This is a genomic window from Halalkalibacter alkaliphilus (genome assembly GCF_023555415.1).
In the GTDB taxonomy this organism is placed as follows: domain Bacteria; phylum Bacillota; class Bacilli; order Bacillales; family Bacillaceae_D; genus Halalkalibacter; species Halalkalibacter alkaliphilus.
On the sequence record NZ_JAKRYL010000012.1, the window covers coordinates 1 to 25,332 of the forward strand.

General features: G+C 42.1%; 28 protein-coding genes. 27 read left to right on the forward strand and 1 reads right to left on the reverse strand.

The annotated features are described in order from the left end of the window. Positions 1 to 94 precede the first annotated feature (94 nt). Complete coding sequence (locus MF646_RS12315; RefSeq protein WP_250096804.1) at positions 95 to 1,408, reverse strand: FAD-dependent oxidoreductase; 1,314 nt, start codon at positions 1,406 to 1,408, stop codon at positions 95 to 97. A 346-nt stretch (positions 1,409 to 1,754) separates the two neighbouring features. Between MF646_RS12315 and prfA the strand changes: the two genes are divergently transcribed. The 27 genes from prfA to MF646_RS12450 all read left to right on the forward strand — a co-directional run bounded on the left by prfA (position 1,755) and on the right by MF646_RS12450 (position 24,897). Next, the gene (gene prfA / locus MF646_RS12320; protein ID WP_250096805.1) at positions 1,755 to 2,825 is read left to right on the forward strand and encodes a peptide chain release factor 1; all 1,071 of its coding nucleotides are present in this window, start codon (positions 1,755 to 1,757) and stop codon (positions 2,823 to 2,825) included. Between the two features lie 10 nt (positions 2,826 to 2,835). Beyond that, positions 2,836 to 3,699, forward strand: coding sequence for a peptide chain release factor N(5)-glutamine methyltransferase (gene prmC, locus MF646_RS12325; protein ID WP_250096943.1), 864 nt, complete (start codon positions 2,836 to 2,838; stop codon positions 3,697 to 3,699). A gap of 128 nt (positions 3,700 to 3,827) precedes the next feature. Continuing rightward, entirely contained in the window at positions 3,828 to 4,103 is a 276-nt protein-coding gene (locus MF646_RS12330) for a hypothetical protein (RefSeq protein WP_250096806.1), read from the forward strand. A 428-nt stretch (positions 4,104 to 4,531) separates the two neighbouring features. Further along, a complete protein-coding gene (locus MF646_RS12335; RefSeq protein ID WP_250096807.1) occupies positions 4,532 to 4,831 on the forward strand; it encodes a TIGR04104 family putative zinc finger protein in 300 nt (99 codons plus the stop codon). 95 nt (positions 4,832 to 4,926) lie between these two features. Continuing rightward, entirely contained in the window at positions 4,927 to 5,559 is a 633-nt protein-coding gene (spoIIR, locus tag MF646_RS12340; protein WP_250096808.1) for a stage II sporulation protein R, read from the forward strand. A gap of 147 nt (positions 5,560 to 5,706) precedes the next feature. Beyond that, positions 5,707 to 6,156: a GNAT family N-acetyltransferase gene (locus tag MF646_RS12345; protein WP_250096809.1), complete on the forward strand. Its 450-nt coding sequence runs from the start codon at positions 5,707 to 5,709 to the stop codon at positions 6,154 to 6,156. Between the two features lie 223 nt (positions 6,157 to 6,379). Then, on the forward strand, positions 6,380 to 7,426 hold the full coding sequence (locus MF646_RS12350; RefSeq protein ID WP_250096810.1) for an L-threonylcarbamoyladenylate synthase: 1,047 nt from the start codon (positions 6,380 to 6,382) through the stop codon (positions 7,424 to 7,426). Positions 7,427 to 7,616: 190 nt separating this feature from the next. After that, positions 7,617 to 8,156, forward strand: coding sequence for a manganese efflux pump MntP (locus MF646_RS12355; RefSeq protein WP_250096811.1), 540 nt, complete (start codon positions 7,617 to 7,619; stop codon positions 8,154 to 8,156). 170 nt (positions 8,157 to 8,326) lie between these two features. After that, positions 8,327 to 8,770, forward strand: coding sequence for a low molecular weight protein arginine phosphatase (locus tag MF646_RS12360; protein WP_250096812.1), 444 nt, complete (start codon positions 8,327 to 8,329; stop codon positions 8,768 to 8,770). Positions 8,771 to 8,791: 21 nt separating this feature from the next. Continuing rightward, positions 8,792 to 10,090 carry a methyl-accepting chemotaxis protein gene (locus tag MF646_RS12365; RefSeq protein ID WP_250096813.1) on the forward strand — a complete coding sequence of 433 codons (1,299 nt, stop codon included), beginning with the start codon at positions 8,792 to 8,794 and terminating at the stop codon, positions 10,088 to 10,090. Positions 10,091 to 10,112: 22 nt separating this feature from the next. After that, the gene (rpiB, locus tag MF646_RS12370; RefSeq protein WP_250096814.1) at positions 10,113 to 10,550 is read left to right on the forward strand and encodes a ribose 5-phosphate isomerase B; all 438 of its coding nucleotides are present in this window, start codon (positions 10,113 to 10,115) and stop codon (positions 10,548 to 10,550) included. A 13-nt stretch (positions 10,551 to 10,563) separates the two neighbouring features. Next, positions 10,564 to 11,127, forward strand: coding sequence for a TIGR01440 family protein (locus tag MF646_RS12375; RefSeq protein WP_250096815.1), 564 nt, complete (start codon positions 10,564 to 10,566; stop codon positions 11,125 to 11,127). Between the two features lie 118 nt (positions 11,128 to 11,245). Next, entirely contained in the window at positions 11,246 to 12,496 is a 1,251-nt protein-coding gene (gene glyA, locus MF646_RS12380; RefSeq protein WP_250096816.1) for a serine hydroxymethyltransferase, read from the forward strand. Between the two features lie 491 nt (positions 12,497 to 12,987). Further along, positions 12,988 to 13,617: a uracil phosphoribosyltransferase gene (upp, locus tag MF646_RS12385; protein WP_250096817.1), complete on the forward strand. Its 630-nt coding sequence runs from the start codon at positions 12,988 to 12,990 to the stop codon at positions 13,615 to 13,617. 195 nt (positions 13,618 to 13,812) lie between these two features. Beyond that, positions 13,813 to 16,080, forward strand: a complete 2,268-nt coding sequence (locus MF646_RS12390) for a S8 family serine peptidase (protein ID WP_250096818.1) — start codon at positions 13,813 to 13,815, stop codon at positions 16,078 to 16,080. Between the two features lie 246 nt (positions 16,081 to 16,326). Next, a complete protein-coding gene (locus MF646_RS12395) occupies positions 16,327 to 16,554 on the forward strand; it encodes an AtpZ/AtpI family protein (RefSeq protein ID WP_250096819.1) in 228 nt (75 codons plus the stop codon). Then, positions 16,554 to 16,946 carry an ATP synthase subunit I gene (locus tag MF646_RS12400; RefSeq protein ID WP_250096820.1) on the forward strand — a complete coding sequence of 131 codons (393 nt, stop codon included), beginning with the start codon at positions 16,554 to 16,556 and terminating at the stop codon, positions 16,944 to 16,946. The genes MF646_RS12395 and MF646_RS12400 overlap by 1 nt, the downstream gene beginning before the upstream one ends. 7 nt (positions 16,947 to 16,953) lie before the next feature. Then, positions 16,954 to 17,667, forward strand: coding sequence for a F0F1 ATP synthase subunit A (gene atpB / locus MF646_RS12405; protein WP_250096821.1), 714 nt, complete (start codon positions 16,954 to 16,956; stop codon positions 17,665 to 17,667). A gap of 68 nt (positions 17,668 to 17,735) precedes the next feature. Then, positions 17,736 to 17,948, forward strand: coding sequence for a F0F1 ATP synthase subunit C (atpE, locus tag MF646_RS12410; protein ID WP_034632875.1), 213 nt, complete (start codon positions 17,736 to 17,738; stop codon positions 17,946 to 17,948). A gap of 187 nt (positions 17,949 to 18,135) precedes the next feature. Further along, positions 18,136 to 18,627 carry a F0F1 ATP synthase subunit B gene (atpF, locus tag MF646_RS12415; RefSeq protein WP_250096822.1) on the forward strand — a complete coding sequence of 164 codons (492 nt, stop codon included), beginning with the start codon at positions 18,136 to 18,138 and terminating at the stop codon, positions 18,625 to 18,627. Then, the gene (locus tag MF646_RS12420; RefSeq protein ID WP_250096823.1) at positions 18,624 to 19,169 is read left to right on the forward strand and encodes a F0F1 ATP synthase subunit delta; all 546 of its coding nucleotides are present in this window, start codon (positions 18,624 to 18,626) and stop codon (positions 19,167 to 19,169) included. The genes atpF and MF646_RS12420 overlap by 4 nt, the downstream gene beginning before the upstream one ends. A gap of 18 nt (positions 19,170 to 19,187) precedes the next feature. Continuing rightward, complete coding sequence (gene atpA / locus MF646_RS12425; protein ID WP_250096824.1) at positions 19,188 to 20,696, forward strand: F0F1 ATP synthase subunit alpha; 1,509 nt, start codon at positions 19,188 to 19,190, stop codon at positions 20,694 to 20,696. Positions 20,697 to 20,771: 75 nt separating this feature from the next. Further along, positions 20,772 to 21,629 carry a F0F1 ATP synthase subunit gamma gene (locus MF646_RS12430; RefSeq protein WP_250096825.1) on the forward strand — a complete coding sequence of 286 codons (858 nt, stop codon included), beginning with the start codon at positions 20,772 to 20,774 and terminating at the stop codon, positions 21,627 to 21,629. A gap of 125 nt (positions 21,630 to 21,754) precedes the next feature. Further along, a complete protein-coding gene (atpD, locus tag MF646_RS12435) occupies positions 21,755 to 23,164 on the forward strand; it encodes a F0F1 ATP synthase subunit beta (protein WP_250096826.1) in 1,410 nt (469 codons plus the stop codon). Positions 23,165 to 23,219: 55 nt separating this feature from the next. Then, positions 23,220 to 23,621, forward strand: coding sequence for a F0F1 ATP synthase subunit epsilon (locus tag MF646_RS12440; RefSeq protein WP_250096827.1), 402 nt, complete (start codon positions 23,220 to 23,222; stop codon positions 23,619 to 23,621). A gap of 705 nt (positions 23,622 to 24,326) precedes the next feature. After that, complete coding sequence (locus MF646_RS12445) at positions 24,327 to 24,563, forward strand: DUF1146 family protein (protein ID WP_250096828.1); 237 nt, start codon at positions 24,327 to 24,329, stop codon at positions 24,561 to 24,563. A 106-nt stretch (positions 24,564 to 24,669) separates the two neighbouring features. After that, on the forward strand, positions 24,670 to 24,897 hold the full coding sequence (locus MF646_RS12450; RefSeq protein WP_250096829.1) for a hypothetical protein: 228 nt from the start codon (positions 24,670 to 24,672) through the stop codon (positions 24,895 to 24,897). The last annotated feature ends 435 nt before the right edge of the window (positions 24,898 to 25,332 follow it).

The following is a 25,332-nucleotide window of genomic DNA, read 5'->3' on the forward strand; positions in this document are numbered from 1 at the left end:
GTGGTATATGCAAAAGGGGGTCCAAAAGGGGGTCAGACCCCTCTTTGCCACTTCACCGCAACAGCGAGGGGTCTGACCCCGGTTATCAAAAAACTCACAGTCTCCTGGCCGTTCTTTGTATTGGATCCCATACGCCGTTATATGGTGGGGCATATGCCAGGTCCAGATCTTCGAGCTCAGATACGCGCATGTTATGAAAGAGTGCGGTTGCTAGTACATCGATTCGCTTATCGACACCTGCTTCGCCGATTACTTGAGCACCGAGCAATCGTTCTGTTTCTGTGTGGTAGCTCAACCGAATATCAAGTTTTTTCGGTTCTGGATAATAGCCAGCAATATGTGGAAGTTGAGCGCTGATTGTCTCATATGGGTAACCTTGTGCTTTGATCTCCTTTTCAGACAAGCCAGTCCGTCCTAGAGTCAAATTGAAAAACTTAATAATAGATGTACCGACTATTCCTTGGAATGGTCGCGGAGCACCGACCATGGCACGCCCGGCGAGTCGTCCTTGTTTATTTGCGTGTGTGCCAAGTGGAATGTAATCATCTCGTTCCTTCACTCGATGGTATTGAGTCGCGCAATCACCGGCGGCATAGACATCCTCAATATTTGTCTCCATAAACGAATTCACTTTAATTGCACCATTAGCAAATAAATGAATTCCTGTTCCATCAAGAAAGCTTGTATTTGGTTTGACACCGATTGCAATCACAACAAGATCTGCATCTACACGACCTTTATCTGTCACAACTTGAGTAACTCGACCATCATCACCTCCTTCAAATGCTTCGACCGATTCATTAAACCTTAGCTTAATGCCATGCTTCACGGCTTCCTCGCCAATTTTTTCGCTAAACTCTTCATCAAAAATCCCTGCTAACCGTGGATTGCGTTCAATCATTGTTACGTCTTTTCCTATCACTACAAAGTTCTCGGCCATTTCTAAACCAATATACCCTCCGCCAATAACAACAATCTTTGAAACCCCATCTAAGTCCTTCATTAGTGCTTCAGTATCAGGAATGGTCTTAACTGAGTGTATGCCTTTTAAATTGACTCCGTCCCAAGGGGGAACAACAGGGCTTGCACCGGTTGCAACTAACAACTTGTCATAAGGAATCTCGAATCCATCTCCAGAGACAACCTTTTTCTCGACATCAACAGCCTTTACTTCATGATTCACACGCGCGTCAATTCCGTATTTCTCACGAAAAGTCTCTACGGAGCGTGCAATTAACGAATCAAATGAATCAATGACTCCGCCGACAACATAGGGGAGACCGCATTGAGCATAAGAGTAAACCTCTCCCATTTCAAGTGTTGTTACATCAGCTTTTTCGTCATGACGAACAATTTGCATCGCCGCACTCATTCCGGCGGCATCGCCACCGATAATAACATATTTCATCGAAACATCACTCCTTTTATATAATTTACTTTCCCCAAATTACTTCTAGTTAAGCAAGAATTGGGAAGGCTATATGAATGTGGTAGAGTCTGAAACCAAAAGGGAAGGGCGGCCTTTTGTTGTAAAGAGAGCAAACCCTGTTTGCAGTGGCTGCGCTCGGCGTGCGCCTTTTTGAGAAGAGCGCTCAAAAAGGCTTAAAAGATAACGCCGGCTCCGCTCACTGCATCGAGACATATCCCAAAAGGCAAGAGCAGCCTTTTGGGATATGTCTCTCATTGACCCGCTTGTTTCTGTATACTATAATTATAATGTTATACACTGGAAAATCTTAATGAGGTGAAGAGCCGTGTTAGATCGTTTACAATCAGTTGAGGATCGTTATGATCGTCTCAACGAGTTACTTAGTGATCCTGATGTCATAAATGATTCAAAAAAATTGCGTGAATATTCAAAGGAACAATCGGATTTAGAAGAAACTGTTCAAGTGTACCGTGAATATAAAGAAGTGAATGAGCAGCATAAAGATGCGAAAGCGATGCTCGAAGAAAACCTAGATGATGAAATGTATGCAATGGTGAAGGAAGAAATCAGTGAGCTTGCTGACCGCAAAGAAGAGCTCGAAGCTCGTCTGAAAATTCTTCTTCTGCCAAAAGACCCGAATGATGATAAGAACGTAATCATGGAAATTCGTGGGGCGGCTGGTGGAGATGAGGCGCAGTTGTTTGCGGGTGATCTTTACAAAATGTACAGTCGTTTTGCAGAAGCGCAAGGTTGGAAGACGGATGTAATTGAGTCAACAACAACGGAGCTTGGCGGGTATAAGGAAATTATTTTCACAATTAACGGCCAAGGTGCGTACTCGAAATTAAAATACGAAAATGGAGCACACCGTGTACAGCGTGTTCCAACAACAGAATCAGGCGGACGAATTCATACATCAACAGCAACGGTAGCTGTTTTACCTGAAGCGGAAGAAGTTGAAGTTGATATCCATGAAAAAGATATTCGTGTCGATACATTTGCTTCAAGTGGACCGGGTGGGCAAAGTGTAAATACGACGATGTCTGCTGTTCGTCTAACGCACTTACCGACTAATACAGTGGTATCTTGTCAGGACGAAAAGTCACAAATTAAGAACAAAGAAAAAGCGATGAAAGTTCTTCGTGCGCGGGTCTACGATAAAATTAATCGTGAAATTCAAGCGGAGTACGACCAAAACCGTAAGCTTGCTGTTGGTACAGGGGACCGTTCTGAACGTATTCGTACGTATAACTTCCCGCAAAGCCGTGTAACAGATCACCGTATTGGGCTGACAATTCAAAAACTTGAGCAAATCCTTCAAGGGAAGCTTGATGAAATCATTGATGCGTTGATCTTGGAAGAGCAAGCTGAAGCGATGCAAAATGCAGAGCAGTAAGATGAAAGAAATGACGATTCGTGAGGCCCTTCGTTGGGCTTCTTCTTTTTTAGAGGAAAGAGGGTTAGAGCCACCTGTAGGGGAATGGTTGTTACGTCACTATTATCAAGTGAACAGAGCGAAACTGCTCATGATACTAGATGATAAAATTGAACCGGAACTCTTTATGCGCCTCCAACAAGACATCAAACGCCACGCCGAAGGTTCACCCGTACAACATATTATCGGCTATGAGGAGTTTTACGGAAGACGTTTTATTGTAAACGAACATGTGCTGATCCCGCGTCCGGAAACAGAGGAATTGATCGTTGCTGTGACAGAGCTCAAGCAGAAGCTTTTTCAACAAGAAAAAATAAGCTTGATCGATGTTGGGGCAGGGAGCGGTGCTATTTCTGTTACCCTTGCGCTAGAAGAGGATGAGACGCTTGATGTTTTAGCGATTGACATTTCTGAAGAAGCACTTAAAGTAGCGAAAAAAAATGCGGAAGAGCTCGGTGCGAAGGTTCGCTTCAAAAATGGGGACTTGCTGAAGCCGATCATTGAAGAAGGACTTCAAGTAGAGGTGATCGTTTCCAATCCGCCATATATTCCTCTCTCGGATGCACCGAGTTTGGCTGTTCACGTCAGGGAGCACGAACCGCATTTGGCGTTATTTGGCGGCGAGGACGGGCTTGATTTATACCGTCGTTTTATGGAAGAGCTTCCAGAAGTGCTGAAAGAGAAAGGGATCGTTGGATTTGAAGTCGGTGTTGGTCAAGCTCAGATCGTGAAAGAAATGCTTCAAACGACATTCCCTTATGCAACGACGGAAATCAAAGTTGATATAAATGGCAAGGAGCGCATGGTCTTTGCTTATGGGAATATGACAAACTAAAATTACTTGCCTGCTAGGATCCTTTCTTAGTGGGTTTTTTATATTCCGTAGCATTCATCTGTAGATTGCTAGTTTGTATGGGAGGTGTTAACATAAATTACCATAATGGTTTGGTGGAGGGGAACGTTTTGTTGGATTGGATCATGATTGTGATCACAATTGTTGTTATTAGTTTTTCAACATTGATGTTTATGAAAAGAAGAAGAAATACGAAAAACATCCATGGTGCAAAAGGGTGGGTCACACCTGTGTGCATGTTACTGATGCCTGTTTTTGCTCTCGTTGTTCATTTGCTTGATTTGGTCGGGATCATTAGCTGGGCAGGTTTGTTAGGATTGCTATTTGTCGCTGCCTACTATACAAAATATCTGCCTGTTACTAAGGATCGTGCGGGATCGAGATAAAAGGGATGTAAGCTCATCATAGAGCTGATGAAGGATAAAAATAGACAGAACTGTATGGGAAAAGTCCTTAATAAAGCGAATGAGAGACAAAAGAGAACAGAAAAGCTAGAGAAAAATACATCATAAAGCGGATGAGGGACAAAAGAGAATAGAAAAGCTAGGGAAAAGTCCCTCATATAGCGGATGAAGGACAAAACAAGATAGAAACTCAGAGGAAAAGTCTTTCATATAGTCAATATAAATGATATTGGTGGGTATAGGCGCATATTCAACTATCCTATTAAACTATTTTATCAAATTGATAGGAATACTAACGTCGTTGCAGTGGCCGTTGATTGTTTGGGGGGATGCAATTCAGGTTGCTGGGAACCTTTTCAACTGCCACTCGTACTAATAGAAGGAATGATTTTTACAGTTAGGGGGATTTCATGGAGCTGCCTGTCTGCTGGTCATGCGGTGAGACATTTCGCTGGCGAGAGCTTTTATTTGTGGTAGAAGGAAAAAAGACGTGCCAAAAGTGCGGAGCGAAACAATATACGACGACACATTCGAAGTGGAGGACAGGGGTTGTTGTTTTGCCAGCTATTTATATTCCTGCTATCTGTCGTTTGCTTTTTGACCTGTCCTTATCGTCTGACCTTTTCCTCACAGTGCTAGTTTTCGTTATTTGTTTTGCGATTGCCCCATATTATTGTCAATTTACGGAGAAGCGGCAACCTTTGTTTTAAATAGTAGAAAAATCAATCACATTTTTTCTAGATTCTAAGTTTAAAAAAGTACCGTCCTGGCCACAATGTTTTTATGAAGGGACGGTGCTTTTGAAATGAAACCAAATGTTGTTATTTATCTATTATTCTCTTTATTTGTTCTAATTATGAATTGGGAATCTCAAAACGCAGTAGCAGTTGCGTCTTTACATAATGAAGTAAGCCAAGAAGAAGCAGTTAGACTTAGAATTCTAGCAAATAGTGATTCAGTTCGAGATCAAGCGTTAAAGCGTGAGATCCGTGATGAAGTGAATGCAGCGATTACAGAAATGGTTCTTGGTGTAGGTGACTTAGAAGAAGGAAAAGCAATGATTGAAGACAATCTAGCAAAAATCGAAGACATCGTAGAGCGAGAGTTAGCGAAAATGGGAATGGATCAATCGTTTGAAGTCAGTTTTTCAAAAGTTGAGTTTCCGACAAAGTTATACGGCGACATTGTCTATCCAGCTGGTTTGTACGATGCGGTGTTAATCACACTAGGAGAAGGAAAAGGTGAAAACTGGTGGTGTGTGTTGTTCCCGCCGTTATGCTTTCTTGATATGGCAAATGGTGATGCGGTAGCAGCTGATGCTGAGGGAGAAGTAGAGCAAACAGATGAGAACGACATGGAAGAGGTTGAGGTGAAGTTTTTCGTAGTAGAAATCTTCTCTAAAATTAAAGATCGTATTTTTTCTTCAGAAAATGTGTAAGTTGCATTAGTAGAGGCTACTGAAAAGGGAAACTTTTCTCGGTAGCCTCTTCTTCTAGTAACTTTTTTATGCGAAAATAAGAAAGCTAGCATAAAATATACAGGCTCCTCATACAATCTAGTAATAGAGTAAGAGAGGGTGGAGCTTATGGGTATTGTCGTGCGTAAGGCGAAGAATAAGGACATGCTTCCGATTCAAAGGTTGGTCGCAAAAGCGGGATTGCGTGATGAAGGAATTGAACAATATATTGAAAGTTTTCTTGTTGTGGAGGATGAGGAAGAAAGTTTAATCGGCACAGTTGGTGTGGAAAAGTATGAAGAGAATGGATTGCTTCGTTCGCTCGTTTTGGACTCGCCGATTTGGAATGCGAAGCTTAGCTTAGAATTTCTGCAGTTAACGTTGAAGTATGCAGAGGAGCAACACATTGAAACTGTGTATTTGTGTGCAAAAGGGACCAATGCTCTGTTTCACCAGTTAGGGTTCCGGGAAGTAGATAAGAAAGATGTTCCGGAATCTCTGAAGCATTCGGAGCATTTTAAACGGAATGCGACAGAGAAAGCAGAAGCGAAAGTGTGGGCATGTGAATTAACAGAGTAAGTTGTGGAAAAGTGAATAAATATTGGGAGTTATCTACAGGTTATCCACGGTTGTGGATAACCTGTTTTTGTATGTGGATGAAAACATTGTCGAAATAGGGAGAGTAATCATGCGATTCTGCTTGTGAGATCATTGGTTTTCTAGGGTTTATGTCGAATTTTATCCGTTTTATTGACATCGATAGACAACACTTGCAAAATGGAAGGGATAGGAGAGATGAACAGTGAGTTATGAACAGACAAAATATTGGAGTGTGGATAACTTTTCCGGAAGTGAAGAAAATCTCCAATTAATTAAGGAAGCTGCCTTGTGGATAACGAAAGGGGAGGTTGTGGCCTTTCCTACGGAGACCGTGTACGGACTTGGAGCGAATGCGTTAGATGAGAGAGCGGTGAAACGAATTTTCGAAGCAAAAGGTCGACCAAGTGATAATCCACTTATTGTCCACATTGCTGACATAGATCAATTAAGTGAGCTAGTATCGGAAATTCCAGAAATCGCTCAGCTATTAATGAAGCAGTTTTGGCCTGGGCCGTTAACATTAATTTTTAAGAAAAAAGAAGCGGTTGCTCCAAGTGTAACTGCAGGACTTGATACGGTAGCTGTAAGAATGCCGGATCATCCAGTTGCTAGAGAGTTGTTGCGAGCAGCAGGCGTTCCTGTTGCTGCGCCAAGTGCGAATTTGTCCGGGAAGCCAAGCCCGACAACAGCGGGACATGTGTTTCACGATTTAAAAGGGAGAATTAAAGGGATTGTAGATGGAGGTAAAACGGGAGTGGGCCTTGAGTCAACGGTACTTGATTGCTCGAAGGACGTTCCTGTTTTGTATCGACCTGGTGGCGTAACCAAGGAGGAGCTTGAGGCAGTAGTTGGTAAGGTTAACGTTGACCCGTCCCTATTGTCGGACGATCAAACGCCGTTATCCCCAGGAATGAAGTATACACATTATTCGCCAGCAGGTACGTTGTATTTGGTACAGGAGAAAGAGAGGATATTGGAGCTAGTGGCACAGGCGAAAGTGGACGGAAAGCGTGTAGGAGTGTTAACAACGGAAGAAGGAGCATGTCGGTATAAAGAAGCAGATGTTGTTGTTCCGTGTGGATCAAGAACGGATTTAGCGTCTGTTGCAACCGCGCTCTATGAAAGCTTGCGCAAGTTCGATGAGTACGGGGCAGAAGTGATATTTTCAGAAGTATTTCCATACGAAGGACTAGGCATCGCCATTATGAATCGTCTTGAAAAAGCAGCAGGGGGTCAGACCCCTCTGTAAGATGGTACTGCGGTGAAGAGATGCAATGGAGCTGCAATGGGGTCAGACCCCTCGGTATATCATTAACGCGGTGAAGGACAGCCGAGGGGTCAGACCCCTCACTCAAATAGACAGCCAACTTTAAAGTTGGCTGTCTATTTTCTTTTGGACGTGCATACATTGGAATAGCATGTACAAGGAGTGGTTGTTGATGGGCGAGTTTGTGACACTTTTTATCATGGCAAGTGCACTTGGGATGGATGCGTTTTCGATAGCACTTGGAATGGGTATGCTTGGTTTGCGACTAAAGCAAATTTTTAATATTGGCGTTACGATCGGATTGTTTCATATTATTATGCCGCTTTTAGGAATTGCTGCAGGCAAGTTGTTATCAAACTATTTTGGAATGATTGCGACATTAATTGGTGGGGGACTTTTATTAATCATTGGCCTACAAATGGTGCTTTCTTCATTTAAATCTGATGATGACGACAAGTTGATGCAACCAGTAGGTCTAGGGCTTGTTCTGTTTGCTCTAAGTGTAAGCCTAGATAGTTTTTCGGCTGGATTGAGCTTTGGGATGTTAGGAGCGAAGACGGCGGTAACGGTACTGATGATTGGAATTGTCAGCATGGTCCTTTCATGGATTGGTCTATTAATGGGCTCGAGGTTTCAACATTACGTAGGTTCTTATGGAGAGTTGCTTGGAGGCTTCATCTTAATAGGATTTGGAATTAAGCTCATTTTTTAACGTAAAAAAGTTCCCGCATAACATAGAATGATAGGAAAGAAATGCCTCGGTTGCATATACCGTTTTCAAATTCGTTATGATAATATGGAACGTAATAGTAAGGGGAACGCTTCGTAAAGAGAGACTAAAAGCCCCAATCGTATTGAAACAGAAAGGACGTTGGACATTACATGAAAAAAGTGTTGTTTGTTTGCACAGGAAATACGTGCAGAAGTCCGATGGCAGAGGCACTTCTTCGTTCGCGAATGGACGAGAGGATTGAAGTGAAATCTGCTGGAGTGCAAGCTTTTCCAAACAGCCCGGCATCAGAAGGGACAAAAGCCGTTTTAGCTGAAAAAGGAATATCAGCCGAACATGCTTCGCAACTAGTGACTGAAGAATTATTAGACTGGGCTGATGTGATTTTGACGATGACAACTTCTCATAAAGAGATGATCAAAGTCTTCTATCCACATGTGAATGAGAAACTTTTTACATTGAAGGAATTCGTCGACCCGCATTCGTATGATCTAGATATTGCTGATCCAATCGGTGGGCCAATTGACTCTTACCGACAAACAGCTGAACAAATTGAACAATGCTTAGATATAGTCACAAAGAAATTAACAGAATAATCTTAATGAGGTGGAGTCAGCGTGGAGGGGGAACGAAAGTCTTACAAGGCTAGTATTCGAAAAAAGTTAGTTATTGGTATTAGTGGACTAGCTGTTGTTACATTCGGTTTTAGTGCTATTTTTATTTTCTTTTTAGCAGATATTCTAGAAGGACTCCTAGGATTAAGTGGCAATGCTCTTATTGCTTTTACTCTAGTGAAGGGAGTCTTTTGGAGTGGAGTTCTCGGGTTTATTGCAGCACCACTTATTACGAAGCCGTTAAAAGAAGTAGAAGAAGCGGCCAGGCGTGCAGCTGCTGGGGATATCCAACATGATATTGTCGTATCAAAATCTGATGATGAAATCCGTGCGCTTGGACTTGCTTACAATGGAATGCTTCAAAGCTTGCGTAATATGGTACATGATATTGAGGATAACTTTAATGGAACGAATACAAAGGTGAGTGAGATTTCTTCTGCGTCTGAGCTTGCTGCGGCAAAAGCAACGCAGATTGATTCAACGATGGATGAAATTGCAAAGGGTGCAGAAAATACTGCCAATGCCATTCAAAATACAGCTGAGTCAATGGAAGAAGTGACACAAATTGCTGAAAAAGTACAAATGCGTGCGCGTGATTCGAAAAGATCATCTGATAGTATGGTCGAGCGCTTAACAGAAAGTAGAACAGTTGTTGACTCGCTCGTTAAAGGCATTCAACAGCTTGCTACCGATAATGAAAAATCATTAATAGCTGTAAGACGTTTGGAGGAGCAGGCAAAGGAAGTCGGTGACATTATTTCATTAGTAGGCGATATTGCGGGACAGACAAACTTGCTTGCCCTAAATGCATCCATTGAAGCAGCTCGTGCCGGGGAGCAAGGAAGAGGGTTTGCTGTTGTTGCGGATGAAGTGCGAAATTTGGCGGATGAGAGCGCTAAAGCCGTTCAAGGTATTACAAACTTGATTCACAACATGCAGTCAGAAGTGAAAAATGTTGCTGGCCAAATTGGAAATCAAGTCACTGTAGCTTTGAATCAGTCCGAACAAGGGACTGCTACGAATCAATCGATTTGTGAGATGGAAAAATCAGTGAAGGAAGTCGACGCGTGTATTGCTGACATTTCGCATATGATTGATCGACAAATGGAATCAATAAAGAAAACGACACTGGAATCTCAAGAAGTGGCAGCAATTGGAGAAGAAACGTCAGCTGGATCCCTTGAGATATCAGCGATGACTGAGCAGCAAGGGGCCGTTATTAACGAAATGGAAAGTATTGCACACGAGCTTTCTGATCAAGCAAAAAAGTTAAAAATAACGATTGAGCGTTTTACAATATAAACAAGGAATGGGGTACATTAAGATGAAAGTAGCTATTGCTTCTGACCATGGTGGGTTACATATTCGTGAAGAGATTAAAATGTTAATGGATGAGCTTGGGATTTCTTATGAGGATTTTGGGTGTGAATGCAGTACGTCCGTTGATTACCCGGATTATGCATTACCGGTTGCTGAAAAAGTAGCGAATGGCGAGTTTGACCGCGGGATTCTTATTTGTGGTACAGGTATTGGGATGTCAATTGCGGCCAACAAAGTAAAAGGGATTCGTTGTGCACTTGTTCATGATATGTTTACAGCCAAAGTGACGAGGGAACATAATGACAGCAATATTTTGGCGATGGGTGAGAGAGTTATTGGTGCAGGACTTGCAAGAGAAATTGCTCGCATTTGGCTTGGGGCCGATTTTGAGGGCGGAAGACATGCAGATAGAGTAAAGAAGATTACTGATTACGAAGCATAATAGGAGGCGTGTTATGACTCCAATTGAACAATTGAAAGAACAGTTGACCTTAGCGCTGCAAGATTTACATGCGGCGTTTCCTTTATCCGAAGAAGTCCTCCTTGTTGTTGGGACAAGCACAAGTGAAGTGATTGGCTCACATATTGGTTCAAATGGATCACATGAAGTCGCTGAAGTCATTTACAGTGTCCTAAAAAAACAGCAACAAGAAACAGGGGTTAAACTTGCCTTTCAATGCTGTGAGCATTTAAATCGGGCTCTTGTCATTGAAGAGGAAACAGCGAAGCAACGTGGCTATGAGCTCGTATCGGCCGTTCCTGTTCGAAAAGCGGGCGGTGCGATGGCGACTTACGCGTTTAAAAAGATGAAAAATCCTGCGTTAGTTGAGGAAGTTCAAGCAGAAGCGGGTATTGATATTGGCGATACCCTTATAGGAATGCACTTGCGCAAAGTGGCTGTTCCGGTTAGAAGCCGGGTCAAAACGATAGGGGAAGCGCATTTGACAATGGCCAAAACCCGACCGAAACTAATCGGCGGCATTCGCGCTGTCTATGAAAAAACAGATGAACATGAATAAAAAATAAATTTTTATTAATTTCATACGGAAATAGATGATTGTTTGTGGTAAGATAAAAGCGAATCAGATGTCGAGTGGTTATAAAACCGAAATATAAGCAATTGGAAGGGGAATAGAGATGTTGAATCAAAAGTCATTACAAGAGCAAGATCCAAAGGTGTTTGCAGCTGTTGGGCAAGAGTTAGGACGTCAGCGCGACAAAATTGAATTAATTGCGTCAGAAAATTTCGTAAGTGCTGCTGTTATGGAAGCTCAAGGTTCTGTATTAACAAACAAATACGCTGAGGGTTATCCTGGCCGCCGTTACTATGGCGGTTGTGAATATGTTGATGTTGTCGAAGATTTAGCTCGTGATCGTGCGAAAGAAATCTTCGGTGCTGAGTATGTGAACGTGCAGCCTCACTCTGGTGCACAAGCGAACATGGCTGTATACTTCACTATTTTGGAGCAAGGCGATACAGTACTTGGGATGAACCTTTCTCACGGTGGACACTTAACACACGGAAGCCCAGTTAACTTCAGTGGTGTTCAATATAACTTCGTTGAGTATGGCGTTGATAAAGAAACGCAATACATTGATTATGATGTTGTTCGTGAATTAGCAAAAGAACATAAGCCTAAGCTAATCGTTGCTGGAGCAAGTGCGTACCCACGTGAAATCGATTTTGCGAAATTCCGCGAAATTGCTGATGAGGTAGGAGCATACCTAATGGTTGATATGGCACACATTGCAGGTCTTGTAGCAGCTGGCTTACATCCAAACCCTGTTCCGCATTCTCATTTCGTAACAACGACGACTCACAAGACTCTTCGTGGCCCTCGTGGCGGAATGATCCTATGTAAAGAAGAGTTCGGTAAGAAGATTGATAAATCGATCTTCCCTGGAATTCAAGGTGGTCCGTTAATGCACGTAATCGCTGCGAAAGCTGTTTCATTTGGTGAAGTATTAACACCAGAATTCAAAACTTACGGACAAGCAATTATTGAGAATGCAAAACGCCTTTCTGAGAAATTAATGAGTGAAGGGATCAACATCGTTTCAGGTGGAACCGATAATCACCTTCTTCTTTTAGATTTACGCTCACTTGACCTAACAGGTAAAGTAGCAGAGCATGCTCTTGATGAAGTTGGGATTACAACGAACAAAAACACGATTCCATTCGATCCGCAAAGCCCATTTGTGACAAGTGGTATCCGTATTGGTACAGCTGCTGTTACATCTCGCGGTCTTGATCTTGAAGCGATGGATGAGATCGGTTCAATCATCGCTCTTACTCTTAAAAATGTTGATAATGAAGAAAAACTTGAAGAAGCACGCACTCGTGTAGCTGCATTAACAGCGAAATTCCCGATGTATACGCATCTTTAATATGAAAAAGCTAGACCTTAAGGGGTCTGGCTTTTTTTGTGGTGTACGGAGGGGGCAAGACAGTACGCTCTTGAACCTGCGTGTCAAATGCTTGTTGAAATTTAGTTGATTTCGTAAAGATTGTTGCTGTGAAAAAACGTTTTTTCTCAAGTGAAATGGAGCGGTCTCACTCGACACCTCCTTGCGGGTGCGAGTGGCTGGAGTGAAATGGAACGAACATGTGGAGAACACATCCCTCATAAAACCAACAAAGCATGCGAAACAGCCTAATATTTAGAAGTAGCAGGGTATTTGTGAAAAATAGCAGCAATATACAAAAGCCGTTTGTGGCCAGAAGATCAGCCAAGCTGAAAATTCGTAATATTACTTTAACTTTTGTTTCGGAGAATTTCTCACAGTAAACCTTGAAGGGGAGTAGCTTTTTATGTAGAATCTTGTAGAAGCGAAGTCATCTTGAATGGATGAAGAAAGAATAAAGGAGCTAATAACGTATGAGCAAAGTTTTCGTGTTTGATCACCCTTTAATTCAGCATAAACTAACGTATATCCGTGATAAGGAAACTGGGACAAAGGAATTTCGTGAACTTGTTGACGAAGTTGCCGGTTTAATGGCATTTGAAATTACGCGTAATCTACCATTACAAGATGTAACGGTCGAAACACCTGTTGGAACGGCAAAATCAAAAACAATTGCAGGGAAAAAGCTTGGTCTTGTGCCTATCCTTCGTGCGGGTCTTGGTATGACAGATGGGATTCTGCGCATGATTCCAGCAGCAAAAGTGGGACATGTTGGCTTGTATCGTGATCCAGAAACGTTGCAGCCGGTTGAATATTATGTAAAGCTTCCGACAGATGTAGAAGAACGTGAATTTATCGTCATTGATCCAATGCTTGCAACAGGCGGTTCGGCAATTGAGGCAATTAACAGCTTGAAAAAGCGAGGCGCAAAAACGATTAAGTTAATGTGTCTTGTTGCAGCACCTGAAGGCGTAAAGCTAACACAAGAAGCGCACCCGGATGTGGATATCTACTTAGCTGCATTAGATGAAAAGCTTAATGAAAAAGGCTACATAGTTCCAGGACTAGGTGATGCTGGAGATCGTCTATTCGGAACAAAATAACAACGTCAAAAAAGAGGCAGGGCCAATAATGGACCCGCCTCTTTTTTGCTGTGCAGGGGTAAAGAGGGGTCAGACCCCTCTTTACCCCACTAAAGCAAAAAGGCCGCTCTTAACTGCAATAAAGCACACCTCCTGCATGTTTTTTCGTTTGCTGTTCATACTATCTACATATGCAAAATGGTGGGGGAGATGGATATGAAAAGAGTCATTGCGTGGTTATTAATATTGACGATAGCATGTAGCATCAGTCTTAGTTCTGCTCAGGCTGCGATATACCCTGAAATCCCAACCGTTGGAAAGGTGGATCAATCAGATGAGAAGGTCGTTGTCATTGTTACAGCGGCAGGCGAGGTTGATGATGTATTAAAGCAGGTTGCCACTACTTTTCCTTCGAGCAAAATAAGGAAAACGTTCAAACGAGCTCTAAACGGCTTTTCAATCGAACTTCTAGAAAGTGAAGTAAAGATGCTGCAAGAGCTTAATGAGGTGGAACGAGTAGATAAGGTTGTTGAATATAAAGCGAATTTAGACGGAAGTGTGCCATTTATCGGTACGGATAATATTAGGGGACATCTTGACCCGAACGGAGAACACTTAACTGGAAAGGGCATCAAAGTTGCTGTTATTGATACAGGAATCGATTACACACACCCTGATTTAAAAAACAATTACAAAGGCGGGTACGACGTCGTTGATTACGACCGAGATCCAATGGAAACTGTTGCATCACAAGGGCCGCCGACTCTTCATGGGACGCATGTAGCTGGAATTATTGCTGCGAATGGCCAAGTAAAAGGTGTAGCGCCAGAAGCTGATATCTACGCATATCGTGCGCTAGGTCCGGGTGGGCAAGGGACGACAGAGCAAGTCATTGAAGCGATTGAAAAGGCAATTGAAGATGGCGTGGATGTTCTGAATCTATCCCTGGGAAATACGGTGAACGGACCTGATTGGCCTACGAGTGTGGCACTTGATAAAGCGGTGGAAGAAGGCATTGTTGCTGTCACCTCAAATGGCAATAGCGGTCCTAATATGTGGACAGTTGGCTCGCCGGGAACGTCAACGAAAGCAATATCAGTTGGGGCCTCTGCACCACCAATCAAAACCCCCTTTGTTACAATTCCTGGATTAGATAAAGAAGTCACGCTCTATCCAATCGGTGGTACGTTGCCATGGAATTTAAAAAGAGACTTTGAACTAGTTGAAGTAGGACATGGATTAAAGGAAGAATGGGAAGACGTTGATGTAAGCGGCAAAATGGTTTTAATCAAGAGAGGGATGATCCCTTTTTCTGAAAAAGCAAGGTATGCACAGGAGAAAGGAGCAAAAGCAGTACTCATTTATAACAACTTGCCTGGATCTTTTGTTGGTGCTGTTGAGCAAGGGGTGAAGCTGCCTGTTGTCAGCATCTCTAAGGAAGATGGGGAGTGGCTGTTAGAACAGCTTGAAGATAGCAAAGATCGTCAGTTTGCACGAACGATTTACCGTAATGAGGAGGATTTTATCGCTCCATTTAGCTCAAGAGGACCAGTTACGCAAACGTGGGAAGTAAAACCTGACTTGGTTGCACCAGGCGTGTCTATTGATAGCACCGTGCCAAAAGGATATTTGGGACTAAATGGAACAAGTATGTCAGCACCTCATGTGGCAGGGGCGGCAGCATTAGTGAAACAAGCACATCCTGATTGGAATCCAGATCAAGTGAAAGCAGCATTAATGAATACGGCAAAAAAGCTTATGAACGAGGATGGAGAACCGTATTATCCATATGAACAAGGAGCAGGAAGACTTCAAGTCGATAAAGCGATTGATGCGACGACTTTAGCGTATCCAGGAGCCATTACGTTTGGTAAATGGACAAAAGATGATCCTCGAGAAAAACGAGAAGTGACGTTTACGATTGAAAACCACGATAAGAAGACGCGTACGTTTCATGTGAAGCCGCCATTTGAACTGCCTGATGGGTTGCAATGGGATGTTCCGTTTGCAACGACAATTAAACCAGGAGAGAAGAAAGAGGTTAAGGTTAAGCTAGATCTCTTTCCGGCGGTACTTGCAGAAGGTATCCATCACGGGGACATTGTCATTGACGGTGGCAAAGATCCAATCTCGATTCCATATGTCTTTTTCATCGAAGAACCGGATTACCCAAGGGCAATGGCCTTTAACTTTGGACACGGTGATCGTCCTGGCGAATACCGTTATGAATTGTACTTACCAGGTGGAGCGGAAGAAATGGGTATTGCCTTGTATGACCCGGACACCTTCCAGTTTGTCAAGTTTTTAGACTTCAAGGAAGATGTCGGACGCGGCATGGTCGGAAAAGAATGGGATAATCTCGATTTGCCAGATGGGAATTACAAAGCATTAATTTTTGCAAAAAAAGATGGAAAAGAAGACACGATTGAATCGACGATTACCATCGGAGCCTCGCTGCCAGAAGAGAAACAGAGTGAAAATTAAGGGTCAGACCCCTCTTTATCACTACGAAGCGTGAAAGAGGGGTCTGACCCCCATTTGTGAGCTTTTTTGACAATCGTGTGAACGCGGGAAATATCCTATTTATTTAGTGCGAAATCGCATTGACACAGGGTTTTCACTATTGTACGATTAAAAAGGTTGTGGTGAGAAGGTTTACATATGTGAAATTGTGTGAAGGTTTAGAATGATAAATTTCGACCAAAACATAATGCGAAGAGGAGGCTGTTCATGACGAATGGCAGACGAAGTCCGTTACGTGCTATCGTACTCGTTTCGATCATTTCTTCTTACGTTGTAGGAGGAACTGTTGGTGGGGTCTTTCTCGGGTTATGGCTCGGCAATCAGTTCGGAGCAAAACCATTCTTTCTTATCACGTGCTTATTTTTAGGACTTTCAACAGGGTTATACGGTGTATACAACGCTGTCAAACCTTTTCTAGGAGACGGTAAAGAGTAATGTTAACAGTTGATGGAAAGATGAAACGTTATACCATTGTAGTAAGTGTGATTCTGTTGCTCTTTACAGTAGGTTTTTTTCTTACAGTACATAAACCTCAATTCCTCGGTCTCATAGTTGGACTAGCTTTTAGCTATCTTAGTCTTTGGACAACCTTCAGAAAAACGAAAGTAATTGGAGATGTTGCTTCTGGACTTAAGAAGTATTCGATGTTTTCCTATGTAATTGCTAGTTTTGGCGTCTTAATTCGGATAGGGTTGGCTATATTATGTGTGTGGCTAGCTTTGATGTACCCCGAGACGCTCCATTTAATTTCGGTCATTACAGGGTTTTCCCTGATCTATATTATCATTATGGCAGATATGCTTATTGAATTTGGTAGAAAGAGGTGAAAACATTATGGATCATATAACACCTATGAGGGAGATTGGCGGCTTATGGTTTAATATGTCAACGGTTTTAATGACGACTGTGGCATGTCTAATCGTATTCTTAATCTGTTTTATTGGTACTCGTAAGTTGGCAATGCGCCCAAGTGGTTTACAGAACTTCCTGGAGTGGCTAATTGATTTCGTACGCGGAATCATTAAAGCGAACATGGGATGGAAAGTGGGTGGACAATTTATTGCCCTCGCCTTCACATTAATATTCTATGTCTTCGTAGCAAATATGCTGGGACTTCCTTTTGAAATCTACAATAAGGAATCTCACGAAGTATGGTGGAAATCACCTACATCAGACCCTGCCTTAACATTAACAATGGCAGCACTCGTTATTATCTTAACTCACTATTATGGAATTAAGATTAGAGGGTTTGGAGAGTACTTGAAGGATTATGTTCGTCCGGTACCATTCCTATTACCTTTTAAGATCATTGAGGAGTTCGCGAATACGTTAACGCTTGGTATGCGTCTATTCGGTAACGTATATGCAAAAGAAATTCTCATGGTATTACTCGTCGGCCTAGGTACATCAGGCTTGGTGGGGATGTTCGGAGGATTCCTTCCGACAATGATATGGCAAGCCTTTGGTATGTTCATTGGAACCCTGCAAGCATACATTTTCGCGATGCTAGCAATGGTTTACATGGCACACAAAGTAGAACATCATTAAACACAGCTCAATCCTGAGCGTTTAAAAATAATAAAAAATTATATTATCCTTAAGGAGGACTTATTCTCATGGAAGCATTAGCAGTAGCAATTGTAGCAGGTTTAGCAGCAATCGGTGGTTCGATTGCAGTAGCAATTATCGTAAGAGCAACACTTGAAGGTGTAACGCGTCAACCAGAACTTAAAGGTACGTTACAAACACTTATGTTCATCGGTGTACCTCTTGCAGAGGCTGTTCCGATCATCGCGATCGTTATCTCTTTCCTATTACTATTTGGATAATTGCGCTCATCGCTTATTTGGCGAGGAGTTCACACATAACAATGGCGACAGGGTCGGGCTATGGGACCTTTCGCCATTCCTTATGTATCGTTAGGAACATTTGAATGAAACTTTAATTACTGTCCGAGCAGTCTGTGAATAAATAGATTTACGAAAATCTTCACATCCAAGAAAGGAGTGAATCGAAATGGGTTTTGTAATTCCATGGGGATCAATACTTTATCAACTAGCAGCATTTTTAGTATTACTTTTCTTCCTCAATAAATTTGCTCTTAAGCCGTTACTAGGCGTAATGGAAAAGCGTGAGCAAATGGTTAATGAAAATATGGACTCAGCTGAAAAAAGCCGTAAAGATGCAGAGGGATATATTGAACAACAACGCAAAGAGTTAGAAAAAGCAAAGCTTGAAGCTCAAGAAATCATTCAACAAGCGAAAAAGCTAAGCGAGCAACAAGGTCAAGATATTTTAGATCAAGCACGTGAAAATGCTGAACGCCTGAAAGATTCGGCTTTAGCTGAAATTCAACGTGAGAAAGAACAAGCTGTATCTGCTCTTCGTGAACAAGTTGCTGGTCTTTCCGTTTTAATTGCCAAGAAGGTAATTGAAAAAGAGTTAGATGAAAAGGCACAAGAGAAACTTGTTGAAGAGTATCTTAAAGAGGTAGGCGATAAGCTATGAGCAATCAAGCAGTAGCGAATCGTTATGCATCAGCCCTATTTCAGCTTGCGAAAGAAAAGCATGACCTAAAGAAAGTAAATGAAGAGTTACAAGTTGTCAAAAATGTTGTTGAATCAACACCTGAACTTGTACAATTCTTAACTCATCCGAAAGTGACCGTTGCACAGAAGCAAGCTTTTATCAAAGAAAGCTTTAAAGGCTTAAGCGACGTGAGCTTAAATGCACTTCTTATGTTAATTGACCGTAAACGAACAGATATCCTTGTTCCAATGGTAAATAAATATAAAGAATTAGCTTACGAGGCTCAAGATATGGCTGAAGCGATCGTGTATTCGACTAAGCCATTAACTGAGAAAGAGCAAGATCATATCGCAAAGGTATTTGCGAAAAAGGCAAAGAAGTCAAAGCTTGAATTAAAAAACATCGTTGATTCAGAGTTAATCGGCGGAATTAAGATCCGTATTGGGGATCGCATATATGACGGCACTGTAAAAGCGCAGCTTGATAAGCTCGAGCGTAATATCGTAGCCGGAACACGCTAGAAGATAGGGGTGAAAGCAATGAGCATTAAAGCAGAGGAAATTAGTTCTCTTATTAAACAGCAGATTGATCAGTTTCAGTCTGATGTTCAAGTACAGGATGTAGGTACAGTTATCCGTGTTGGTGACGGTATCGCGCTTGCTCATGGCCTTGAAAACGTTATGGCTGGTGAGCTTCTTGAGTTCTCAAACGGGGTAATGGGAATGGCTCAGAACCTTGAGGAGAATAACATCGGTATTATTATCTTGGGTCCTTACTCAGATATCCGCGAAGGTGACGAAGTAAAACGTACTGGTCGTATCATGGAAGTACCAGTAGGTGATGAGTTACTAGGTCGTGTTGTAAATGCTCTTGGACAACCTATCGATGGATTAGGTCCAATTGCTTCTTCAAAATCTCGTCCAGTTGAAAACAAAGCACCGGGCGTTATGGCTCGTAAATCAGTTCATGAGCCGCTTCAAACTGGTATTAAATCGATTGATACAATGGTTCCAATTGGCCGTGGCCAACGTGAGTTAATCATCGGAGACCGTCAAACAGGGAAAACAGCAATTGCGATTGATACAATCTTAAACCAAAAAGACCAAGATATGATTTGTATCTATGTTGCAATTGGTCAAAAGAAAACAACAGTTGCAGGTGTAGTAGAAACACTACGTTCACGTGGTGCTCTAGACTATACAATCGTTGTTTCTGCAAGTGCGTCTGACCCAGCACCGATGCAATTCTTAGCTCCATATGCAGGGGTATCAATGGGTGAGGAGTTCATGTATAACGGCAAGCATGTTTTAATCATCTATGATGATTTATCAAAACAAGCAGCTGCTTACCGTGAGCTTTCATTATTGTTACGTCGTCCTCCAGGTCGTGAGGCATTCCCAGGGGATGTATTCTACTTACACTCTCGTTTATTAGAACGTGCAGCGAAATTAAGCGATGAACTAGGCGGAGGTTCAATTACAGCTCTTCCATTCATCGAAACGCAAGCTGGTGACGTATCTGCGTACATTCCAACAAACGTAATTTCGATCACAGATGGACAAATCTTCTTACAATCAGATTTATTCTATTCTGGTGTTCGTCCAGCCGTTAACGCAGGTCTTTCTGTATCACGTGTTGGTGGTTCTGCACAAATTAAGGCAATGAAAAAAGTAGCTGGTACACTTCGTCTTGACCTAGCTGCTTACCGTGAGTTAGAAGCATTCGCTCAGTTCGGATCTGATTTAGATAAAGCAACTCAAGCGAAATTAAATCGTGGACAACGTACGGTTGAGGTTCTGAAACAAGACCTTCACAAACCACAACCAGTTGAGTACCAAGTAACGATTATTTATGCTCTAACAAAAGGTTTCTTAGATGATATCCCAGTTGAAGACGTTCTTCGTTTTGAATCAGAGCTATTCACTTACTTTGATCATAACAAGAAAGAAATTCTTGATCACATTCGCACAACTGGTGGTCTTCCAAACGAAGATGAGTTCAAAGCTGCGATCAGTGAGTTCAAAAAAGGATTCGTTCCTAGTAACTAATTAGTATTTGTTCAACTGACATTTGAACATCTTAGGTAGATCGGATTAGTTTTTGCGAAAAGGTGGTGAAAAGAAATGGCTTCAATGCGAGATATAAAAGGACGAATTACTTCGACAAAGAAGACAAAGCAAATTACAAAGGCGATGCAAATGGTATCAGCTGCTAAGTTGAACCGGGCTCAAGCGAATGCACAGTCATTCCAACCATACACGGAAAAAATTCGTGAGGTGGTTGCAAGTATTGCATCTTCTTCAACAGAAGTTTCTCACCCGATGCTAGAAGAGCGTCCGGTAAAGAAAACAGGCTATGTTGTGATCACTTCTGACCGTGGGTTAGCTGGAGGTTACAATGCAAGTTTAATTCGTTCCCTTCTCAAAACGATTAGTGAGCGTCATAAATCACCTGATGAGTACGGAATTATTGTCATCGGTCGAATCGGACGTGACTTATTCAAAAAACGTAATCTTCCAATCATTCAAGAAATCACTGGGCTAGCGGATCAACCAGATTTTAACGATATTAAAAATTTGGCGAAGACAACAGTTGAGATGTTTTCTGATGGGGTGTTTGATGAGCTATACGTGTGGTACAACCACTTCGTAAGTGCACTTACACAGGAAGTAACGGAGTCAAAGCTCTTGCCGCTTACAAACATTGCGGAAGGTGTGACGACGACAGCGTATGAGTATGAGCCGTCTGAGCAAGCCATTTTAGAACGTTTATTGCCACAATATGCAGAGAGCCTTATTTTCGGTGCATTGCTTGATGCAAAAGCAAGTGAATTTGGTGCACGTATGACGGCAATGAGCGCTGCAACAGACAATGCAACTGCTCTCATTGATGATTTAACATTAGTATACAACCGAGCACGTCAAGCAGCGATTACGCAAGAAATTACGGAAATCGTTGGCGGGGCAGCAGCTCTCGAATAGAACCATTTAGAGGAGGTCTCCCTGCGAAAGGGAGGCTCTCATTAGATAAGTGAAATGAAGAGGAAGAAGGAAGCTAAGAAGAATCCTTCACCCGGTGAGTAGTAGTGAATAGGAGGGACTAAAAAATGAATAAAGGTCGCATTACTCAGGTAATGGGTCCAGTTGTTGACGTAAAATTCGACAGTGGAAACCTTCCTGAAATCAACAATGCATTAACTGTTTCGCAAAAGAGCGATAACAATGCTGTTGATGTAAACGTTACTCTTGAAGTTGCCTTGCACCTTGGCGATAACTCAGTTCGTACAGTTGCAATGGATTCAACGGATGGTCTAGTACGTGGAACAGAAGCAGTAGATACAGGTGCGCCAATTTCTGTACCTGTTGGTGAAGCTACACTTGGACGTGTATTCAACGTGCTTGGAGAAGCAATCGATCTAAAAGATCAAGTTCCAGCAGATGTGAAGCGTGATCCAATTCACCGTGAAGCTCCGAAATTTGAAGAGCTTTCAACTACGACGGAAATCCTTGAAACAGGGATCAAAGTCGTTGACCTTCTTGCACCATACGTTAAAGGTGGTAAGATCGGTCTATTTGGAGGTGCCGGTGTAGGTAAGACGGTACTTATCCAAGAATTAATTAACAACATCGCTCAAGAGCACGGCGGTATCTCGGTATTTGCTGGTGTAGGTGAGCGTACTCGTGAAGGAAATGACCTTTTCCACGAGATGACAGACTCTGGCGTTATTAAGAAAACGGCAATGGTATTCGGTCAAATGAACGAGCCGCCTGGAGCACGTATGCGTGTTGCACTTTCTGGCTTAACAATGGCAGAGCATTTCCGTGATCGCGATGGACAAGACGTACTTCTTTTCATCGATAACATCTTCCGTTTCACGCAAGCAGGTTCAGAGGTTTCGGCCCTATTAGGTCGTATGCCATCTGCCGTTGGTTACCAACCAACACTTGCTACAGAAATGGGTCAATTACAAGAGCGTATCACATCAACAAAAGTTGGTTCAGTAACATCGATCCAAGCGATCTATGTACCAGCCGATGACTATACGGATCCAGCTCCAGCAACGACGTTTGCTCACTTAGATGCAACGACAAACCTTGAGCGTAAACTTTCTGAGATGGGTATTTACCCAGCGGTTGATCCACTTGCGTCAACATCACGCGCCCTTTCTCCTGAAATCGTTGGAGAAGAGCATTATGGTATTGCACGTGAAGTACAATCGACACTTCAAAAGTATAAAGAATTACAAGATATCATTGCGATCCTTGGTATGGACGAGCTTTCTGAGGAAGATAAGTTGATCGTTGCGCGTGCGCGTCGTATCCAATTCTTCTTATCTCAAAACTTCCACGTTGCTGAGCAGTTCACTGGCCAGCCGGGATCTTATGTACCAGTTAAAGAAACGATCAAAGGTTTCAAAGAAATTCTTTCAGGTAAGTACGACGATCTTCCTGAAGATGCATTCCGTCTAGTTGGTCGTATTGAAGAAGTAGTTGAAAAAGCAAAAGAAATGGCGTAAATAGCGTCTTATCAAATATTAAAACCCGGTTTTGCTACTTTAGGAGGGTTTTCAAATGCCGACAATTCAAGTAAGTGTTGTTACTCCTGATGGCAAGGTGTATGACGGTGCTGTTGATATGGTCGTTGTTCGCACAGTAGAAGGCGAGCTCGGTATTTTACCAAATCACATCCCGTTAGTTGCTCCATTAACTGTTGGAGCTGTACGCTTAAATAAAGGCACCACTGTGGAAAAAGTAGCTGTGACTGGTGGATTTGTTGAAGTCCGTCCAGACCAGGTAACGATTTTAGCAGAGGCAGCTGAGTTGCCTTCAGATATTGATGTAGACCGTGCAAAAGAAGCTGAAAAACGTGCGAGACAACGCATTGATTCAGCTAGATCAGACGAAATTGACTTCAAACGTGCTGAATTAGCACTTAGAAGAGCTGTAAACCGTCTTGATGTTGCAGGTAAATAATCTTTACAAAAATAAGACGCCTTTTGGTGTCTTATTTTTTTGTTTTGCTAATACTATAGATGTGGAACTGCCACTTCCTATTTATTCCATTTTAATTGTGCTTTTTTGTTCTACTTTTATTGAAATATTTAGATTGTGTCGGATTTGTTAACGGGAATTGTGTGTTTTTTGTGGGAAATGGTGCAAAATGAGCGGTTTAGCTAGTACTTTTTTCAGTGTTGGTTTATTGTATTTTTAGTGCATTACGAAGTGCTATAAAGAGGGTGAAACGTCCTTTAGAAGGTGTGCTACAAAGAGTGGCAATGGCTCCGCGCGCCGTACGCTTATTTTAGACCCACTCAAAAGGCTTAAGAGACAACGGCGGTTGGTACATTGCTTAGTCCCAATGAAAAAAGGGAAGATCGTCCTTTTAGGAGTGTATGCTACGGCGAGTGGCAATTGCTCCGCACGCTGCGCGCCTTAAGGAGAAACCCGCTCCTTAAGGCTTAAAAGACAGCAGCGGCTGCGCTCATTGCTTAGTCCCAATAAAAAAGGGTAAAACGTCCTTTTTTATTGGGACTAAAATAGGTCCGAACAACTAGAAAAATCATGTGGATTTTTTACAATGAATCAGTTATGATGGAAAATGGGCTGAAATTTGTAGAGATGCTGATACAAAGGTAGGTTCGCCGTTTTTTGATCATGAGTAAGGGAGTAATGATGACGATGTTTGATGGATTGGGACAGCAAGCGGTCATACATATTGTGGTCAATGTGTTTTTCATTGGCGTTACATGGTGGGCATTACAATCTTTTCGATTTGATCTTTTTGTAAGAGAACCAAAGGGTCCGAAGGCAAAAGTCCTTATGATAATCGTGACGATTGCCATTGCTCAATTGGTTAGTCAGTTCTTTCTTGATTATCTATATTCTTCACAAATGCTTAAGTATTTGTGGGAGTAAGCACTTTCAAGTTTGACTACAACTTCCATGTATGCAGAGTCCACTTCAGGAAAAAATGATAGTAATAAACGTTTTCTTGGGGAGGAGAACACAACGTGGGTAAGGTTTGATTGTTCTTGTAATTGGTTTGAATCTTTCTGTTAAAGGGTATGAAGATGTTCAGCGGGCAAAAATAGACGTTTTTTCATATCAGCAACCATTCACTGGGTTTCAAAAAAATGAAACTTTAGGGCACATTCGATCGTTTAAAGAATTGAGCATTCCGCACGCAGCTGCGTTGAAAACATTCGATGGATTGATGAGCTCTAGATCGAACAGCATGATGGATTGGTGATATAGATGGGACTGAATAGACATGCTCACTTTACATAAAAATCCAAGCGATTAGGTTCCGGATCAATTTCATTTAACGCTTTATCCAACACCAATGAACAACGTACCTAGGCATCTGTACGGTACATGGAACGAATGGATCTGTTCTTGAATCTAATATAGTATGCAATATTAATGTAAGAATTGGGTTGCGGCTATATGTCCTATAGAGGTTTCAAGCAGATTCTCCCAACAAAGATACGAGAGAGAGAGTGGGATCTTAGAATTTTAAGCTGAAACGGTTAGCTCACTGACTTACTCAGTTTGTTCTCCTTTTCCGCGTATAATTCAAAATGGACACCATAATTAGAAAAAAAGTAAAAAAATATGAATGTCCAAGTTGCAATTTGAGACTTCAATGAAGGATTGGGCGCAGGGACAACGTTGACAATAGGAA